The organism is Campylobacter sp. CFSAN093241, assembly GCF_012889595.1.
In the GTDB taxonomy this organism is placed as follows: Bacteria; Campylobacterota; Campylobacteria; order Campylobacterales; family Campylobacteraceae; genus Campylobacter_D; species Campylobacter_D jejuni.
In genome coordinates this window covers 41,500-61,476 of sequence record NZ_CP040612.1, presented here as the reverse complement: position 1 = coordinate 61,476, position 19,977 = coordinate 41,500, and the positions used below count along the sequence as shown (strand labels likewise).

The window sequence follows — 19,977 nt, the reverse complement described above, 5'->3', positions numbered from 1 at the left end:
ATAATTTAAGCTTTTAAAAATTTAGCTTTGGAGAAGAAAATTTGGAAAACATTAGAAATATAGCAGTTATAGCTCACGTTGACCATGGTAAAACCACTATGGTAGATGAATTGTTAAAACAATCAGGCACCTTTAGCGAAAGAGAACAAATTTCAGAACGCGTTATGGATAGCAACGATATAGAAAAAGAACGCGGTATTACCATACTTTCAAAAAACACAGCGATCAATTACAAAGGTACAAAAATCAACATCATAGATACTCCAGGGCATGCTGATTTTGGCGGAGAAGTAGAACGTGTTTTAAAAATGATTGATGGAGTTTTGCTTTTAGTAGATGCTCAAGAAGGCGTTATGCCACAAACTAAATTCGTGGTTAAAAAAGCTTTATCTTTAGGGCTTAAACCTATAGTTGTAATCAACAAAATAGACAAACCAGCTGCTGATCCTGAAAGAGTGATCAATGAAATTTTTGATCTTTTTGTAGCCCTAGATGCAAACGATGAGCAACTTGACTTTGCTATAGTTTATGCTGCAGCAAAAAATGGTTATGCTAAGCTTGATCTAAACGATGAAAGTGATAATATGGAGCCACTTTTTAAAACCATACTTGAACGCGTTCCAGCTCCAAGTGGTAGTGATGAAAATCCTTTGCAGCTTCAAGTTTTCACTTTGGGGTATGATAATTTCGTAGGTAAAATAGGCATTGCTAGAATTTTCAATGGGGTTGTGAAGAAAAACCAAAGCGTAATGCTTGCAAAAGCTGATGGTACCAAGGTAAATGGTAGAATTTCAAAACTCATTGGCTTTATGGGCTTAGAAAAAATGGACATCGAAGAAGCAGGAAGTGGAGATATCGTAGCTATAGCAGGTTTTGAAGCTTTAGATGTGGGTGATAGCGTTGTAGATCCAAACAATCCTATGCCACTTGATCCTTTACACATTGAAGAGCCGACTTTAAGCATAGTATTTTCTGTAAATGATGGACCATTAGCAGGAACTGAAGGAAAACATGTAACTTCAAATAAAATCGCTGAACGTTTAGAAGCTGAAATGAAAACTAATATTGCTATGAAATACGAAAGCACAGGCGAAGGTAAATTTAAAGTAAGCGGTAGGGGCGAACTTCAAATCACTATTTTAGCTGAAAATATGCGTCGTGAAGGTTTTGAGTTTTGCATGGGAAGACCTGAAGTTATCGTAAAAGTTGAAGATGGAGTTAAAACAGAACCTTTTGAACATTTAGTTATCGATGTGCCTGAAGAATTTAGCGGTGCGGTAATAGAAAAACTTGGCAAAAGAAAAGCTGAAATGAAAACCATGGCGCCAACAGGCGATGGACAAACAAGACTTGAGTTTGAAATTCCAGCACGCGGACTTATAGGTTTTAGAAGTCAGTTTTTAACTGATACCAAAGGCGAAGGCGTGATGAATCATAGCTTTTTAGAATTCCGTCCTTTTAGCGGTGCGGTTGAAAAGCGTAATAATGGAGCGTTAATTTCTATGGAAAATGGCGTGGCTTTAGGGTATTCTTTGTTTAACCTTCAAGAGCGTGGAGTACTTTTCATAGAGCCTCAAACTAAAGTTTATACCGGTATGATTATAGGTGAGCACTCTCGTCCAAATGATTTAGATGTTAATCCTATCAAAGGAAAGAATCTTACCAATGTAAGAGCAAGTGGAAGCGATGATGCAATCAAACTTGTGCCACCTAGAAAATTAAGTCTTGAAAGAGCTTTAGAGTGGATAGAAGAAGATGAACTTGTAGAAGTTACACCTGTAAATGTGCGTGTTCGCAAACGCTATCTTGACCCAACTCAAAGAAAAAGAATGGAAAAAGCAAAATCTTAATGGATTTAAAAAGCTTAGAAAATAATAGACTTTATATACTTAAACGCTTAGGAATCTTAAAATTCCTAAGCATTATCGAAGCCTTACTTGTAGGTTTTTTAGCCTTTGTTTTTATAAGAGATGCCTTAATCGCAGTAATTTTAGCTGTTTTTGTAGGTGTTTTTTTCTTTCGTTTTACAGCCAAAAAACTAAAACTCGCACAAAAAGAATTACAAATTAATGCTTTAAATTTATTTTTACGTCGTTTTGGGGCAAAATTTAAAAAGCAAAGTTTAAGCCAAAAAGACTTTTTAAAATTAGGACTTACAAAGGATTTGAAAGAATTTAAAAGTCAAAACTGCTTTGAATTTAAGGATTTTAAAATTTATGATATTCAGTTTTTGGACGAAAATAAACGCTTTTTTTGCGGAATTTTGCTCGAAATTTTAAGTGCAAACAAAAATCCTAGCTTTGAAAATGAAGAGCAAATTTATATCAAACTTCAAGATAAAAATTTCACTTTAAATCATGTTTTTTCTAAAGAAAATCATTATCTTATTGCTACTTTAAGCAATCCTTTCTTTATAGATATAAAAAAAGATTTAGAAAGCAATTTCAAAGATTTAGAAGAAAATCTAAATTCTATAAAAAATAAATTATTTAAATAATTAATATAAAGTTAATATCATAAAATTTTAATAAATATTAATTATATACTTTAAATATATATTACTTTTAGTAACACTTTAAAATTTAATTTTATTTAAATTATTCTTATTATGCTTAATATTTAAGAAAAAATACATTAAAATCAATTTGAACTGCAAATAAAAAGGAGGAAAATCATGAAAAAACACATTTTATTGCTTGGCTTATGTCTTAGTTTGAGTCTTAGTGCTAAAAGCGTGAGTGATTACAAAGTAGGAGAAGAATTAAGCGACAAGGAAGGAGTAGAGTATTTTAAGGAGCTTTCCAAAAGACCTGTGCAAGAATGGCCAAATAAAAATTTAAGCATCAATGATGTTCCAAAAGGCAAGCAAGGGGATTTAATTCGTTATGGCATAGAGCTTTTAAGCAAGACAGAAAGTACTCTAGGACCCTATAGCAAGCTAAAAAAGACAAGCAACGAAGTAAATTGTATTTCCTGTCACATGGACAATGACGGCAATGGTTTGCCAGGGACAAAAAAATATGTTATTCCATTTTTAAATATCCTAAACAATTATCCAAGACTTGACATAGAAACGATGAAAATCATCTCTGTTGAAGATAGAATTCGCGGAATGGGCGGAACTGACTCTCATAGATTTCCTAATGATTCTAAAGAAATGAAAGCAATTTTAGCTTATTTTAAATGGCTAAAAGAAGCTTATGGCATCAAAGACGGCGTAAAGCTTGAAGGAGATTTTTTCGCTAAGATGAATTTTCCAAATCGCCCAGCTGACCCTGTGCGTGGAAAAAAACTCTTTGAAGAAAATTGCGTTGCTTGCCATGGCGAAAGAGGACTTGGGGTAAAAAATGATAATTACGAACAAGGTAGCGGACATTTATATCCATCTTTACTTATCTATCCTGATGGTGGACACATGGCTATGATACCATTTTTAGCAAGATTTTTAAAATCAGCCATGCCTTTTGGTGCGAGTGCAGATAATCCTATATTAAGCGATGAAGATGCACTGGATATAGCAGCTTATGTCAATACAGGTTTTGTAAGAATGCCTATAACCACTACAGAAAATCGTGCAGGACTTGATACAGCTTATAGCAAATCCCCATCATTAAAACCTGAGTATTTTGCTTCACCACAACAAAATTTAGACCCTAAAGAATACATAAAAGTAAAATACGGACCTTGGAAAAATCCAAATCACTTCCCAGGAGAATGATTAATTTTGGGCTTAGCCCAAAATTAATCCTCATCTTTGGCTAAATTTTCAAGACTTTTAATCCCTTCTTCGCCTATCAAATTTCCACCTTGTAAGTCGCTAAATATCGCATTTAAAGAACTCACTATGGCAGTGGAATTAAAACTTAGATTTTCTATAGCTCTTTCTCTTTTTTTCCATATATTTTGCAAAGCTCTTTTTTCAGCTTCTAATTCTTCTTTCATATTTTGATAAGTTTTAAGTATAAAAGTGATTTGCGTATTAAATTCCTTGGAATTTAAGTATTCGTATAAAATGTAATTTTTTTCATCTTTGTTTTGTAAAGCATTTTTGAGTTTATAAGCGTTTATAATGCTTTCTCTAAGCACTGCTAAAACACCTTTGAATTCATTAAAAGTACAAATCAAAATTCCTTCTTTAAAATGCGTTTTTTCTTTATCTTTTGGCATAGTTTTTGTGATCAAAACCGCTATATCACTTTTTGCGGCTATGCTGTCTAGCTTAAGCTTATCAAGCCATTCTTTATTAAATTCTTTAGTGCGTTTGCTCTCATACAAAATACTTCCACAAATATTTCCAAAATTATCCTTTACTATATGCAGACAATCAGCTCCATTTACGCCTTTTGGCACTTCTTTTACTTCATCGCTTAAATACTCACTTTGTATGTATTCTTCTATGAGTAGTTCGGCTGCTTCGCCTTGGAGTTGCTGTGAGCCTTGTTCTATCCTGCGTTGTGCGTCTTCTAGCTTTTGAGCTACACTTTTAAAATTCGTTTCTAGTTCTTTGTATTTAAGATCTTGCTCTTGAGTACTTTTTTGAAATTCAAGACGCATTTTTTCTCTTTCAAATTCCAAATTTTTGCTTTCTTGTTCTTTAAATTCTTTAAAAGCCTCTTCTTTGGCTTGAAATTTCAATCTTTCTTCATTTTCTTTTTGCTCTCTTTTTAGCCTTTCATTTTCAGCCTTTATGCTTAAAAACTCGCTAAGTTCTTTGCTTTTTTTCTCGAGTTCTTCTTGCATGATTTTCATTTCATTTTCATGCTCTTTGTTAAATTTCTCGCTGAATTCTTTTTGGAAATTTTGCTTTTGTATAAGAAGTTCTTGTTCAAATTTTTGCTTTTCTAAAAGAAGCTTTTGGCTTACTTGCTCGCTTATGAGTTTTTCTTGTTCTATCTTTTGAGTTTTTAAATCATTTAAAGCTTTGGTATATTCAGCTCTTTTAGCATTTACCTCATCATCAAATTCTTTTTTTTGTTTTAGCATTTCTTGCTTAGCTTTATCTAAAATTTGAGCATATAAAGCAGTGCTGATATCGATAAAACTTCCACAACTTGGGCATTTGATTTGTTCATTTTGGTTTAAATTTTGCATAAAATTTCCTTAGAATTTTTCCCTAAATTTAACATAGAAAAACAAAGATTATTCTAAGATTGACTTGTTAAAATCATTCTTTTAGAATAATTAGGATTACAAATGCAAAAACACACCAAAATTCACGGCTTTGCTAAATTTAAACTCATCGTTATCCTTGCTTTGATGTCAAGCATAGCACCACTTTCTACAGATATGTATTTGCCTGCACTTTCTCATGTGGAGCAAAGTTTTCAAACTAATTCTTTTTTAACCCAACTTAGTATCGCAAGTTTTTTTATCGCTTTTGCTTTAGGACAGCTTATATATGGGCCTTTAAGTGATATTTTTGGGCGTAAAATTCCAGCTTTGGTGGGGATATTTTTCTTCATCGTTTCGAGTTTGTTTTGTGTGATTATCGATGATATTTATGCTTTTATCGCTTTGAGATTTTTTGAAGCACTTGGGGGTTGTGCAGGTGTGGTTATCGCAAGGGCTATTGTCAATGACTTGTTTGAGATCAAAGAAGCTGCAGGGATTTTTGCTTTGATGATGGTTTTTAGTTCTCTTGCTCCTATGCTTTCGCCAACTTTTGGGGGAATTTTGCTAGAGTATTTTTCATGGCATAGTATTTTTGCGACTTTGTTTGCTTTAGGAATTTTACTTTTTTTGATGATACTTTTTGGTTTAAAAGAGTCCGCACCTCATCTTAAAAACAAAAAATTTTCCCATCATGAAGCGATGAAAAGCTACAAATTTGTTTTAAGCGATAAACGCTTTTTGGTTTATATACTATGTGCTTCTTTTGCTTTGGCGGCAATGTTTGCTTATATCACAGGATCAAGCTTTGTTTTTACGCAGTTTTTTAGCTTAAGTGAGCAAAAATTTGCCTTGCTTTTTGGGGCAAATGCTTTAGGTTTTGTCATCTGTGCAAATATCAATGCAAGATTGGTTTTAAAATACGAAAGCGAAAAAATCTTAGCAAAAGCTTTGATGATAATGTTTATATCGACCGTGATTTTACTTGTAAATGCTTTTTTTCACCCAAATTTCTTGCTTTTTGAGCTTAGTATTTTTACAAGTATCGCTATGCTTGGTTTCATCGCACCCAATACCACGACTTTGGCTATGGCAAGGTTTAAAGAACATAGCGGAACTGCTTCTGCGGTGCTTGGAACGGTGCAATTTGGTTTTGCAGGGCTTATTTCTTTTGTGGTTGGAGCTATTAACGCAAATACACCGATAATCCTTGCTTTTGTAATGTGTGCTTGCGTATTGGTTGCAAATATGATATATTTTCTAATCAAAATAAAGGAGAAAAAATGAAAACAAATAATATCTTTATGGCTTTAGCCATAGTTTTGGCAAGTTTGATTCTAGCTTTTGGATTTAACAAGGCTTTAAGTGATTTTAAAACACTTGAAAGAAGTGTAAGCGTAAAGGGTTTAAGTCAAAAAGAAGTCGAAGCGGATACTTTGATACTTCCTATAAAATTCACAAGATCAAATAACAATCTTACAAATTTATACGAAGAACTAGAGCAAGATAAAGAAAATATCATCAAATTTTTAAAAGAACAAGGCGTAAAAGAGGATGAGATCAACTACAACTCGCCAAATATCATAGATCGTTTAAGCGATCCTTATAGTAACGACACTCAAGCTGCATACCGATACATAGGCACTGCGAATTTACTCATCTATACTCAAAATGTAAAGCTTGGAAAAAGCATACTAGAAAAAATTTCAAGTCTTGCAAAATTTGGTATAGTAACAAAAATCGATGATTATGATATAGAATACCTTTACACGAAGCTAAATGAGATAAAACCACAAATGATAGAAGAAGCAACGCTCAATGCTAGAAATGCAGCGATAAAATTCGCACAAGATTCAAACAGCCATCTAGGCAAGATAAAAAAGGCTTCTCAAGGACAATTTAGCATCAGCAACAGGGACAAAAACACCCCTTACATCAAAACCATAAGAGTGGTTTCTACTATAGAATACTACTTAAAAGACTGATGATGAAATTTCAAGCTAAGCTTTAAGGCCTAGCTTGGGACTATGGAATTTTTTCGTGCGGTTTTTTGGAGCGAGAAAAGGACTAAAGCTAAAAGTATGGTATAAATCGTAATCAAAGCATTTTCAAAGCCATTATAACTCTTATCACCTATAATATTTACTATTCCAAAAATTATTTTCGGCATATAACATATCACCCATAAAACTACAATCAAATTAAGATACACAAAAAAATCAAATTTTTTTATACATCCAAACCAATACAAACAAAGCAAATTAAAAACACCAACTATACTTAAACATACTCCGTATTGATTTAAAGCTTTTAACAAGCTAATATCCTGAATCATTCGTGAAGCAAAATACAGTAAAGCGAACAAGCCTATCACTACAACCAACCATTTTAAATTTAAAAGCAAATCTGTATGATGATCACAAAGCTTGCGATAAAAGACAAGTTGCCATCGTTCTATTTTTTCTTTTAAACTTTTGTTTTCTTTATGTTTTAATTCTAATTCTCTGGCATAAAGCTCTTGAGCTCTTAATTCTGAAGCGTCAATTAGATTATGATGAGCTATACGATTGCTTTTTAATTTTCTAAATAAATCTCTATAATTTAATAATTTATCATATTCTTGTGTTTTTTCAATCTCATCAAATTTATATTCTATATATTTATGTTCTATATTAAATTGATCAGAAAAAGTACAGTTTTCAAAATTTGGCTTACAATTATTATCAAAACTAATATTATCAAAACTAACTATATTGTTAAATATAACATTTTTAAAATTTAAAGTATTAATATTTAAATTTTCAAAATTTACAATGCCTTTAAAATTAACATTATTAAAACTAACATTGTTGTGTAAATTTACGAATTCAACATTATTTTTAAATTTTGCCATTTTAAAATTTATTTGAGTATTAATTTTTGTTTTATTAAAATAAACCTTATCTTCAAATACAACTTCTCTAAAATTATTTGCAATTTCATTATCTAATTTTGATAAAAACTTAGTTTCAGCAAATCTAATCTCACCTTTAAAACGAGAAATCTTAAAATCTATTTTTGAAACAATTTTTGCTTTATAAAAATTAGTTTTATTATAAAAAATAGTTTCACTAAAATTATTTTCAATAATTTTATGATTATTACATTTTGCTAAAAATTCAGTTTTTATAAATCTAGCATTTTCTTTAAAAATTGAAATTGTAAAGCTAACTTTTGATTCAAATTTTGCTCTTCTAAAAGTAACATTATTACAAAATTTTACTTCTTTAAAATTATTTTCAATAATTTTATGATTATTACATTTTGCTAAAAATTCAGTTTTTATAAATCTAGCATTTTCTTTAAAAATTGAAATTGTAAAACTGACTTTTGATTTAAATTTTGAAGCATTAAAATCGACACATTTTTCAAAAATACATTTTATAAATTTGACTTGATCTTGAAAAATACATTTTTTAGCAATTAATTTACATTTGAAATCGCAATTTAAAAAATATATAAAAAAATTATTTGTCTTAGAAAAATAAATTTCTAAAATTTCACTATTTTTTATAATTAATCTTTTAATGCCTTTTTCTTGTAAAATATTAAAATCTATTCTTTCTATACTGATATTTTCTAAAACAATTTCTTTTTTAATTAAATCTATATTTTCCACACCATTTATAGTAAAAATTCCATATTGTGCTAATTTTTCATCAAATTCTTTCATTTTAACCCTTTACTTAACCTTTCAACTTGGTACTATGGAATTTTTTCGTGCAGTTTTTTGGAGTGAGAATATACAAAGCAAAAGTATAATGCTATATAAAACACTAGTGGATTTTATGATGTTTTGGATAATTTCATCTTGATTTATCACTTCCAAAATCCCTTCAAAACTTGATTTAAATTTCAAAAGAGCCAAGACACTTTTTAATTTATCTTGACTGTCTTTTTGATCAAAAAGAGCCATTTGCTCAGGTGATAGTTTTTCAGATATAGAAAAATTACTTTTTATCGCATATAAAATATCTATTTCTTGACTAAAATTTAATTTTAAAAATTTATTAAGTTGAGCAGATACAACGCTATTGTTGTTTTTATTGTCTATCTCTTCTATGATATTTTTTACATTTGATGTGTTATTTTCTAGTTCATTTAAAACCTTTTTATAATCACTTTCATATTTATCATTATACACTTTAGATAAAATTTCTTTTAATTTTTCTTTATTTGCCATTATCAAAGCTTTAGCTGAATTTAACTCTGTAAAAGAAATATTTTGATCTTTTAAATGGAGATTAAAATCATTTTGCAATATGCTTGCTAGATTTACAATAGCACTCGCATTTAAATCATTTAAACTTTTTTCAAATTGACTTTCATAAAGCTTATCTGATGAAAAAATTCCTACAAAAGGATTGATAAGTTGTGGTTTTAAAATAATAACTACAATCAAACAACCATAAGCTACCAATCTTAAAATAAAAACAAAAAGTTTAATCTCGCAGAGAAATAAAAGATAGAAAAATAATATACTTGCAAAATAAACTAAGAAACAAAAGGTTGGAATATATACAGGCAATAAAAACGACATCATCAATATTATAAAGATGCCAAAAATACCGAAAAACAAAATACTGCCTTGCTGATACAATTGTCTTTTGACATTAAAAAACACCATAATCAACGCAAACAAAATAAAATAATTTGCTATAATTATCGATACTGAATTAAAGGATGATATAAAATTTATGGTTTTTGAAAATACAAAACCCATAAAAGCATACAATGAAATCATTAAAATCGTAAAATTTAAAATTTTTAAGAAATTTGTATGGTGATTGCTAGTATTCCTATAAACTTGCAACAAAACACAATCAAACCACAAAGTAAAATCTAGCATCTTTCTTCCGGAAACTATCAATTTTCTTTTAATTTTATTAAATTTTATCCTCCAAAAGATTATAAATTTATTTATATCTAAAGGATAAAATGATTTTAGAATAAATGTCAAAATTTTATATATAAAAAATACAACATAAACACAATAAAACATTATTGTAAAAAATGGAGCGACCAAAACTAACTCAATAATTATTAATATATTTACAGATAAATATCCAATTGTTTTTAATAAAAATATTATAAGAGATATAATTTTTGAATAATTAAATTTTTCATAATCCTTAGGATTATATACTTGATTTTTAGATTCTTTTTTTAAATTGTCATTTTTATTTTTACTTAATTGAATTTCCAATTCTTTCTCTTTCGCATAAAGTTCTAATTTATGCCATTCTTGAGCTTCTAAAGTATTATTTTGATTTATCAAAACATCTTTTATAACCCTAAAAGAATCTTTTAAATTTTTAGCACATCTTAATTTATGCTCATTTTCAATCCTATAAAGCTCTTTTTCATCTTTTTGTATTTTTTCATTATTTTTAATTGCGTTTTTATAATTTCCATCTTGATAATTATCTTTTATATATTGTTCTAATGATTTAAAATCTAATTTGTCTATATTTACATTTGTTAAATTTACAGCTTTTGGTTCTTTAAAATAACAAGCACTGAAATTTGGAGCTTTTTCAAATCTCACTCCATAAAAACTAGCAGTTTTTTCAAATTCACACTCATGAAAATCAGCGTAATCTTTAAATATAGAATTATCAAAACGAGCTTCATTTTTAAAAGAACCTAACATAAAAAATGATTTATAAAAAGTACAATTTTTTATTTTAATACTTGCCAAATATTCTTTAACATTAAAATAAAAAACATCTTTAAAAATGCAACCATTAAATTTTATTTCAGCATTAATATTAACTTTTCCAATGTCAATATTCTCATTAAATTTACAATCAAAAAAATATAATTTATTATTTAATTCAAATGTATTATTGGTAACCAAATCATTATTTAAGCATATATAATCAAATTCACAATTTTCAAAAATTAAAAAGCTATTGCTTGTTTTATATAAGCAAAAATATTCAAGACAGCCAAATTTGCAGTTAGTGAATTTAATTTCATATTTAAAATCTGTATCTAACAAGCCCGTAGAAAAAAAATCAAATTCTTGATTACTTATGTTTACACCATTGCATTCCACGGTCGGATAATGTATTTTTTCTTTATCAACTCCGCATATTTTAGAAACTATTTCAACGCCTTTTTCTGCTTCTTCTGGTGAAATTAAATCATCTCTTCCTTTATACATATTATTTCCCTTCTATGATTTTTATTTCTTCTTCAGTTAAGTTATAGAGTTTATAAACGATGGAATTGATTTTATTTTCTAGTTCTTGGGTGTTTGCGTTTTTGTCTTGTTCTTTGGCTTTTAAAATCTCATCGACTAAATTTATAAGCTCATTGGCTAATTTTTCATTTTTTGAATTTATTTTTGGTATAGGAAGTCTTTCTATTTTATCTTTAGCTCCATAAGCATAAGAACCTGTTTGTATTAAATTTGTTTTTAAAGTAATTAGCCATTTATAACAATTAGAATTCATAAAAGCTAATATATACTTCAAACTAAAAACATCTAAAGTCATCATAAACAAAGAATTATTAAAAAATATATGTTCTTTAATATAAGAAAATAAATATTCTCCGCTTACTGGGTTCCAAACTATCTTTTCCTTTTCAAATTCATCTAAATAAGCACAATTTCTAAGATTATAAGGAGTCAAGCCTTTATCAGCTCTTTTTTCTAATTGTGGATAAAATTCATCAAAATGCTTTTTTAAACTAGGATAATGCTTTATATTTATCGCTTCTACTTTTTCTCCATTTTGATTTTTGTAACCATTGTGAGTATTTATCACCCAAAGTCCCGCCCACTCGTAACTATATCTTTTTATATCGCGTCCGCGTAGCATTTTGCGTATGAGTTTGGCGGTGCGTTCTTTTTCGGCTTCATCTTTGCAATTTGCTAAAATTTCATTTCTTTTTTCAGTAGTGATGATAAAGGCTTCGTTATAGCCTGTTTTTATCCCATAGTTGATATTAAGCCCATACCATTCTTTAAGCGGAGTTCCTATGCGTTCTATCTTGGCCTTTAAAGCACTAGTATTCTCATCACTAAAAGTGAAGCTTTCTTTGCTTAAAGAATTTTGCGAAAATTCTGCAAAGTCCTTATATAAGCCAATGTCATAAGCACAAGTTTTTAAAATTTCATTGCTTAGGGCAAGGTATTTGAATTTATTATCTTTGCTTTTTGATTTTTCAAAACAAAGTATGGAAGTATCCACTGTAGCACTATCAAAAACTTTTATACCATTTAAATCAGTGTATTCTAAAAACTTAACATTTTTAAGCAAAAATTCACGCAAAGCTTCCCCATATCCTGCACGCGTGTATTTGTTAGAAGTGATATAGCTCAATACCCCCCCCCCTATCTTTTAAAACATTAAATCCTAGTTCATAAAAATAAGTATAAATATCGCTCGTGCCTTTATAAACCTTATAATTTTTAGCTAAATGGGGCTTGAGTTCTTTAAGCTCCTCTTGTCTTATATAAGGTGGATTGCCGATGATGAGATCAAAGCCTTTGAAATTTCCATCATCGTCCAAAATTTCAGGGAATTCAAAACGCCATTCAAAAGGGTGATTGCTTTCTAGGTTGAAGATATTGTCGTATTCTTTTTTAAGATTTGCAAATTCTTTTGTGGCTTCTTTTTCATCAAAGTCAAAAAGAGTCAAATTCGCACTAACAAAGAATTTCAAATTTTCATCATCTACGGCTAAGAAATTTCCGTATTTTTTAGAGTATTTTTCACATTTATCATTAAAGCTTTTCATTTCTTTTTTAAATTTATCTACAAAGCAGAAATTTTTAAAAGAAATTTTGAGATTTTTTATCTCTTGGTTGATGTGGCTTTTATCTGTGTAAAACCCTTCTTTATAGTCTTTTACTATGCGTTTGTATTTGTTAATGCGTTCTTTGATGTTAGGATAGTGGTTTAGGCTTTTGCCTGTTTCAAAGTAAGATACCAAAGAATTTCCGCATTTTATGTTTATATCGATGTTTGGCAATGTTTTAAGATCGTGATAATTTTCATCATCAAAGCTTTGATAAAAACTATGTTTTAAAAGCTCTATCCAAAGCCTTAGCTTGGTGATCTCGCATGAGTTAGGATTGATATCGACTCCAAAAAGGTTGTTTTCTATGATGTCTTTTTTAGTGTGAAAAAGTTCTTGCTGGATAAGATGGGCTTTATCTTTAGGTGTTTTTGGGCGTTTATACTCTATAAACTCGCCTTTTCTACCCGTGATGAGAATTTCATCGTTTTGCACTTCTAGATAAAATTCTTCATCAAAAAGATTTAGCTCATCATAAATGCTTAACATAACATTTAAAGCAGAAACCAAAAAATGCCCGCTTCCCACCGCAGGATCGCAAATTTTTATAGAGTTTAAAAGCTCTTTTTGTGCTTTTTTGTCTTCTTTTCTTAAAGACTTTCTTAGTTCGCTTATATCTTTAGCATCAAGATCAAATTGAGCGTTGAATTTATCAAGTACAACTTTCGTGATGCTTTCTTTGCACATATAAGAAGTGATAAAGCTTGGCGTGTAAAAGCTTCCTTCTTTGTAGCCATTGAGTTTTTCAAACACATTTCCTAAAACACTTGAACTTATGAGTTCTTTTTGGCTTAAAATTTCGCTTTGCTCATCATCGCTACCAAAATCAAAACTATCCAAAAATTCAAATAAGTATTCTAAAAGTCCCACTTGTCCTTTTTTAGCTTTACATTTATCATCTTTTAGCACAGTGTTTTTATAGTAAAAAAGCTTTAAGTCATTGCTTAAGCTTGAAATTTCAAGTGTGTTTTCTATGCTTTGTTTTTCAAACAAAGAAGAATTTAGATAAGGCAGATAGGCAAATTCGCTTTTCTTTCTCGTGCTTTTTTCTTTGGCTAAAACTTCAAAGAAAAGTTCGCTAAGCTTGTCAAAATCAGGGATTTTTTTGAAATTTAAAAATTTCAAATTTTTATCATCATTAAAACGCACCAAATTTGACTCTATAAGCTTTAAAAACAAAATGCGATTAAGCCATAAGATCAAAAGTTTTAAGATGGTTTCAAAATTTTCTTCTTTAAGCTTAGAATTTATAGCGGTGTAGAAAGTGCCTTGCTCTTCTTTGCTTTCTTCACTTTTTGCGATGATGAGTTTTGAGTTTTGTTTGCTCTCACAAAGCCCTAAGATATATAAAAGCTCTTTGTAAAAAGCGTTGTTGAGTGAATTTGCATCGTTGGGGTTAAACTCACTTAGCAAAAAGTCTCTATGAAAAGTTTTATAAATACTTGCTAGGTTTTTAAAATTTGATTTTTGTTTGTCTTTTAAAAACGTCAAGTCAATCAAAAAGCCTTTTAAGTTTTCTTTGGAATTTTCTATGAGTTTGGCTACTTCTTTATAGAATTCTTCAGTATTACCTTTGAAAAGTGAATTTGGATTATAAAATTCTTCAAAAAGTTTTTTAAAACTTGGATTTTTATAAAAAAGCTCTTCAAACTCACTAATTTTAAAAATGTAAAATTTATAAAAATCTGTGATGATAATAAATTTTAAGCTAAAACTATACTCTCTATTTCTAAAATAATATAAAATAGTCTCGTGTAAGGCTTTAGAATTTACTTTTGTATGAGTGATAAATTCTTTTGAATTTGGCTTTTTAGCCTCAATAAGAACTTCTAAGTCTTTACTAAACTCATCTTTAGAGATGGATAAGTCAATCTCACTTTTGCCTTTTTGCTTGGTTTTGATGTGGGTTTTGAAATTTAACATGGTTAAAAATGGACTAAGTGCATTAGCTACAAGATAATCTTCATTTTCACTTTGCGAACTTTCAAGTCTTTCTAGATATTGCATTAAAGCCTTGTTAAATATATCAAATTCATTTTGCATGATTTGCTTTTTGCGGTAGTATGGGTTGAAAAAATCTTTTTCATTTAGCAAAGTGAAATGCATTTTTAACCTTTATAAAAAATATTTTGTATTTTATCAAATTTTACTTTTATATAAAATTTTTTAAGAATTTAATATATCATTAATACCTTTATATGCTTCCTGTATAGGTTTTTTAATAAAAAAATCATTTAAAATTTGAATAAAATCTTTTTTAGAATTTTGATTTTCAATCAACCAATAAATAAAAGCGTATTCTCCTTCTAATTTTTCATTGTTTATTAATTTATCACAATAATAGTGATTTTGATATTTTCTAACATTTTCTTCTTTTACATCTTTAAATAATTTTAAACATTCTTTATATTTTTCATTTTCTATATCTTCTTCATCATCATTTGAAATTTCAAATGTCAAACCAATAATATCATAGTATTTTTTTTTAAAATAAATATATATACATGGATATATGCTTTCATTCTTATAATCAATAGGATAAAATATAAACACACCATGATTAACACGATTTTCTTCTATTTTATTGCCGATAAAAGTTATATCACCTATTTTAATTTCCTTGTGTTCAAAACTATCAAACAATTCTTCTATTATATATTCGCAGATGTTGCTCCATTTATGCTGGATAATATCTTTAGCTTTCTTATAGTTTTCTTCATTTAAATTTTTAAGCTCTGATTTGTTTTTGTTATATCTATATAAAATCATCGCATTTTTTAAATTTTGCATTTTTATATTGTTTTGAAAAATAAATTCTAGTACATCATCTCTTTGAGTATACTCATCTGTCATATACCATTGTAAAATACTTTTGTATTGATTTAGAGTAAAAATAATGTTTTGTATATCAAGAATAAATTTTTGATCTTTGGTTGATTTTTCTTCATATATTTTTATACACTCATCAATCCATTCCTTAATCCATATATAATCCATCTTCAAATAATAGCTAACATTATTTTCATTTTTATCTTTAATCAAATTTGTCTTTATTGTAAAATTTCCCAAACTATAATCACTAGGACTAGCACACTCATCTTGATGCAAATATATAGTCAATATGTTTTTATAACAATCTTTTATATTTTTGATATTTTTTCTTACAAAATTAATATAATCTTTCAATTGATTTTTTTGATCTTTTGCATAAATTTTATTTTCTATTATAATATATCTTTTATCACTTAATGTTATTAAAATATCTATCCTTCTATTATCTTTTATGCAGGCTTCTGTTTCTACGCTTTTTATATCTTCTATGTTTAAATTTTCAAATTTCGTATTTACTAAACTCTTACCAAGTTTTTCTAAAAATACCTTTGCAAAATTTTTTTGATAATGATCCTTATTTATATCAATTAAATAAGCTATAAATTTAGAATGATAATTTTCTTTTGTTTCAATATTCAAAGCATCAAATATATTTATATCACTCAAACCATTATTCACATCTTTTTCAAATTTAATATCTTCTTCAAGCAACCTTTCAATAAATTTTTCCATGTATCACTTTCCAAATTTTATACAATTTTACATGTAAATAAATTTTTAATTACAAACTAAAAAAACTGATTATTAATTTTATAGGCAAGTTAAGTAGAATTAACAAGTCCGCAATGAGCTACTTTCCCCCTGCCAGTAAGGCGTAGTATCATCACCCACGATGTGCTTAGCTTCTTGGTTCGGGATGGAGCAAGGCGTTTCCACATCTGTATAATCACGGACATTGTTATTTAAATATTCTTTGAAAGATTGAATTTAAGAATAAAACTTAATCTTTTATTCCTTTACTTTTTTCTTTATTCTCTTTCTTCTTTTCTTATCTTTTATCTTTGATAAGTTTTTATATAGAATACTTAAAAAACAATGTTAAGAGCAAGTTCTAATACAAACTCTACTTGAAAGATTTCTATTAAACTCTAAATATTATCTATATTCAAAGTCTTCTAAAAACCTTAACAAGGAAGTGATGCTTTATTAAAGATAAGCCAAACGCTCTATTAGTACTGGTCAGCTAAAGGACTTTCATCCATTACACACCCAGCCTATCAAACTAGTAGTCTTCTAGAGAGCTTAGAGAAGATTCATCTTAGAGTTGGCTTCACGCTTAGATGCTTTCAGCGTTTATCCTTTCCAAACTTAGCTACGCTGCGATGCTCTTGGCAGAACAACAGCTACACCAGTGGTTTGTTCAACCCGGTCCTCTCGTACTAGGGTCAAATCTCTTCAATCTTCTTACGCCCACGGCAGATAGGGACCGAACTGTCTCACGACGTTCTGAACCCAGCTCGCGTACCGCTTTAAATGGCGAACAGCCATACCCTTGGGACCTGCTCCAGCCCCAGGATGCGATGAGCCGACATCGAGGTGCCAAACCTCCCCGTCGATGTGAGCTCTTGGGGGAGATCAGCCTGTTATCCCCGGGGTACCTTTTATCCTTTGAGCGATGGCCCTTCCACACAGAACCACCGGATCACTAAGACCGACTTTCGTCTCTGCTTGACTTGTATGTCTTGCAGTTAAGCTGGCTTATACCTTTATACTCTACGAACGATTTCCAACCGTTCTGAGCCAACCTTTGTAAGCCTCCGTTATTATTTGGGAGGCGACCGCCCCAGTCAAACTACCCACCAGACATTGTCCCACTTGAGGATAACTCAAGCTGGTTAGCTACCCAAATAAGAAAGAGTGGTATCTCAACAATGGCTCATATACAACTGGCGTCATATACTCAAAGCCTCCCACCTATCCTGCACATTCTTATCCAAGTAGCAGTGTCAAGCTGTAGTAAAGGTCCACGGGGTCTTTCCGTCTTGCCGCGGGTAGGAGGAATTTTCACCTCCACTACAATTTCACTGGATCCCTCTTTGAGACAGCTCCCATCTCGTTACGCCATTCATGCAGGTCGGTATTTAACCGACAAGGAATTTCGCTACCTTAGGACCGTTATAGTTACGGCCGCCGTTTACTCGGGCTTCGATCAAGAGCTTCGCTAATGCTAACCCCATCAATTAACCTTCGAGCACCGGGCAGGCGTCACACCCTATACATCCTCTTACGAGTTAGCAGAGTGCTGTGTTTTTGGTAAACAGTCGGGAGGGACTCTTTGTTGTAAGTTTCCTTGCTTTCGGAGTAAATCCTAATACAAAGCTAACCACACCTTATACCGAAGATACGGTGCTATTTTGCAGAGTTCCTTAAAGAGAGTTCTTCCACGCGCCTTAGAATACTCATCCCACCCACCTGTGTCGGTTTACGGTACGGGCAACATTAGCTAAACTTAGAAACTTTTCTTGGCTCGACGGCATCAGGGGTTCTTCTATCCATCCGAAGACTTCAAAAAGCCTTTCAGTTCTCGGAGTATTGTTATACGGATTTGCCTGTATAACCTCCTACGACCTTAGACTAGCACTTCCATCCGCTAGCCCCCTTAGCCCTAAGCGTCCTTCCATCGCACACTAATGTTGGTATTGGAATATTAACCAATTTGCCATCGTCTACCCCTTTCGGACTCGACTTAGGACCCGACTAACCCTACGATGACGAGCATCGCGTAGGAAACCTTGGGTTTACGGCGTTAATGATTCTCACATTAATTATCGCTACTCATGCCTGCATGCTCACTTCTATTCGCTCCAGCACTCCTTACCGGTATACCTTCGACGCAAATAGAACGCTCTCCTACCACTTAGTAAACTAAGTCTACAGCTTCGGTACTTACTTTAGCCCCGTTATATTTTCCGCGCAAAATCACTAGACCAGTGAGCTATTACGCTTTCTTTAAAGGATGGCTGCTTCTAAGCCAACCTCCTGGTTGTTTAAGTAACTTCACATCGTTTTCCACTTAAGTAAGATTTAGGGACCTTAGCTGGTAGTCTGGGTTGTTTCCCTCTTGACGACGGATTTTATCACTCGCCGCCTGACTGCTGTGATTACATATAAGGTATTCGGAGTTTGATAGGGTTTGGTACATTGGTGTATGCCCTAGCCCATTCAGTGCTCTACCCCCTTATATTACGACACAACGCTATACCTAAATATATTTCGGAGAGAACCAGCTATCACGAAGTTTGATTGGCCTTTCACCCCTATCCACAAGTCATCCCGGGGCTTTTCAACGCCTATGGGTTCAGTCCTCCACTAGTTCTTACACTAGCTTCAACTTGCTCATGGATAGATCACTTCGTTTCGGGTCTGCAGCATCTGACTAAGCGCCCTATTCAGACTCGCTTTCGCTACGGCTTCGCGTTTGCTTAACCTTGCCAGACACCACAACTCGCAGGCTCATTATGCAAAAGGCAGTCCATCACCCTGTATTGCTACATAGGGCTCTGAATGATTGTAAGCAAATGGTTTCAGGTTCTATTTCACTCTGATCACCTCAGTTCTTTTCACCTTTCCCTCACGGTACTTGTGCACTATCGATCTGGTATTAGTATTTAGGGTTGGATCGTGGTCGACCCGGATTCAGACAGGATTCCTCGTGTCCCGCCCTACTCAGGATACTGCTAGCTAAGGTTTGTTTTTCGCATACGGGACTATCACCCTCTATGGTTATACTTTCCAGAATGTTCTGCTAAACTTACCTCTTGCACATTGCAGTCCTACAACCCCCAGTGCAAGCACTGGGTTTGCCCTCTTGCGCTTTCGCTCGCCGCTACTGACGCAATCTCTATTGATTTCTTTTCCTGAGGGTACTAAGATGTTTCAATTCCCCTCGTTCGCTCCTATATAGGTAATGCATATCTCTATACATTGGGTTGCCCCATTCGGAAATCTACGGATCAAAGCTTCTTGACAGCTCCCCGTAGCTTATCGCAGTCTAGTACGTCCTTCATCGCCTTTACCAGTCAAGGCATCCACCATTCGCTCTTAGTAGCTTACCTTTTTTACCTTTTATTATTGATTCTAAAACGCATCACTTCCTTGTTAAAGTTTTTATGATAAGACTTCTTT

Annotated in this window: 9 protein-coding genes, 2 rRNA genes and 1 pseudogene; 5 read left to right on the top strand and 7 right to left on the bottom strand. The window is 31.2% G+C overall.

What is annotated here, in order from left to right; genetic code table 11:
- Positions 1 to 41: 41 nt before the first annotated feature.
- The 3 genes from typA to FBE96_RS00210 all read left to right on the top strand — a co-directional run bounded on the left by typA (position 42) and on the right by FBE96_RS00210 (position 3,718).
- A complete protein-coding gene (typA, locus tag FBE96_RS00220; RefSeq protein WP_002859745.1) occupies positions 42 to 1,850 on the top strand; it encodes a translational GTPase TypA in 1,809 nt (602 codons plus the stop codon).
- Positions 1,850 to 2,497, top strand: coding sequence for a hypothetical protein (locus tag FBE96_RS00215; RefSeq protein WP_002866317.1), 648 nt, complete (start codon positions 1,850 to 1,852; stop codon positions 2,495 to 2,497). The genes typA and FBE96_RS00215 overlap by 1 nt, the downstream gene beginning before the upstream one ends.
- Before the next feature lie 177 nt (positions 2,498 to 2,674).
- Complete coding sequence (locus FBE96_RS00210) at positions 2,675 to 3,718, top strand: c-type cytochrome (RefSeq protein WP_002860564.1); 1,044 nt, start codon at positions 2,675 to 2,677, stop codon at positions 3,716 to 3,718.
- A 23-nt stretch (positions 3,719 to 3,741) separates the two neighbouring features.
- Here FBE96_RS00210 and FBE96_RS00205 read toward each other — a convergent pair whose 3' ends face one another.
- On the bottom strand, positions 3,742 to 5,091 hold the full coding sequence (locus FBE96_RS00205; RefSeq protein WP_002867883.1) for a DUF2130 domain-containing protein: 1,350 nt from the start codon (positions 5,089 to 5,091) through the stop codon (positions 3,742 to 3,744).
- A gap of 102 nt (positions 5,092 to 5,193) precedes the next feature.
- On the opposite strand from FBE96_RS00205, the gene FBE96_RS00200 reads away from it, so the two are divergent.
- On the top strand, positions 5,194 to 6,396 hold the full coding sequence (locus FBE96_RS00200) for a multidrug effflux MFS transporter (protein ID WP_002857707.1): 1,203 nt from the start codon (positions 5,194 to 5,196) through the stop codon (positions 6,394 to 6,396).
- Positions 6,393 to 7,094, top strand: coding sequence for an SIMPL domain-containing protein (locus FBE96_RS00195; RefSeq protein ID WP_002857680.1), 702 nt, complete (start codon positions 6,393 to 6,395; stop codon positions 7,092 to 7,094). The genes FBE96_RS00200 and FBE96_RS00195 overlap by 4 nt, the downstream gene beginning before the upstream one ends.
- A gap of 29 nt (positions 7,095 to 7,123) precedes the next feature.
- On the opposite strand, the gene FBE96_RS00190 is transcribed toward FBE96_RS00195, so the two are convergent.
- The 6 genes and pseudogenes from FBE96_RS00190 to FBE96_RS00165 all read right to left on the bottom strand — a co-directional run bounded on the left by FBE96_RS00190 (position 7,124) and on the right by FBE96_RS00165 (position 19,907).
- Positions 7,124 to 8,821, bottom strand: coding sequence for a hypothetical protein (locus FBE96_RS00190; protein WP_168952582.1), 1,698 nt, complete (start codon positions 8,819 to 8,821; stop codon positions 7,124 to 7,126).
- Positions 8,822 to 8,842: 21 nt separating this feature from the next.
- Positions 8,843 to 11,317: a pentapeptide repeat-containing protein gene (locus FBE96_RS00185; RefSeq protein WP_002857711.1), complete on the bottom strand. Its 2,475-nt coding sequence runs from the start codon at positions 11,315 to 11,317 to the stop codon at positions 8,843 to 8,845.
- A 1-nt stretch (position 11,318) separates the two neighbouring features.
- Positions 11,319 to 15,066: pseudogene (locus FBE96_RS00180) on the bottom strand (Eco57I restriction-modification methylase domain-containing protein).
- Positions 15,067 to 15,126: 60 nt separating this feature from the next.
- Positions 15,127 to 16,524 carry a PD-(D/E)XK nuclease family protein gene (locus FBE96_RS00175; protein ID WP_002907147.1) on the bottom strand — a complete coding sequence of 466 codons (1,398 nt, stop codon included), beginning with the start codon at positions 16,522 to 16,524 and terminating at the stop codon, positions 15,127 to 15,129.
- Positions 16,525 to 16,629: 105 nt separating this feature from the next.
- A 5S ribosomal RNA gene (rrf, locus tag FBE96_RS00170) occupies positions 16,630 to 16,746 on the bottom strand.
- 254 nt (positions 16,747 to 17,000) lie between these two features.
- Positions 17,001 to 19,907: ribosomal RNA gene (locus FBE96_RS00165) — 23S ribosomal RNA — on the bottom strand.
- Positions 19,908 to 19,977: the final 70 nt, after the last annotated feature.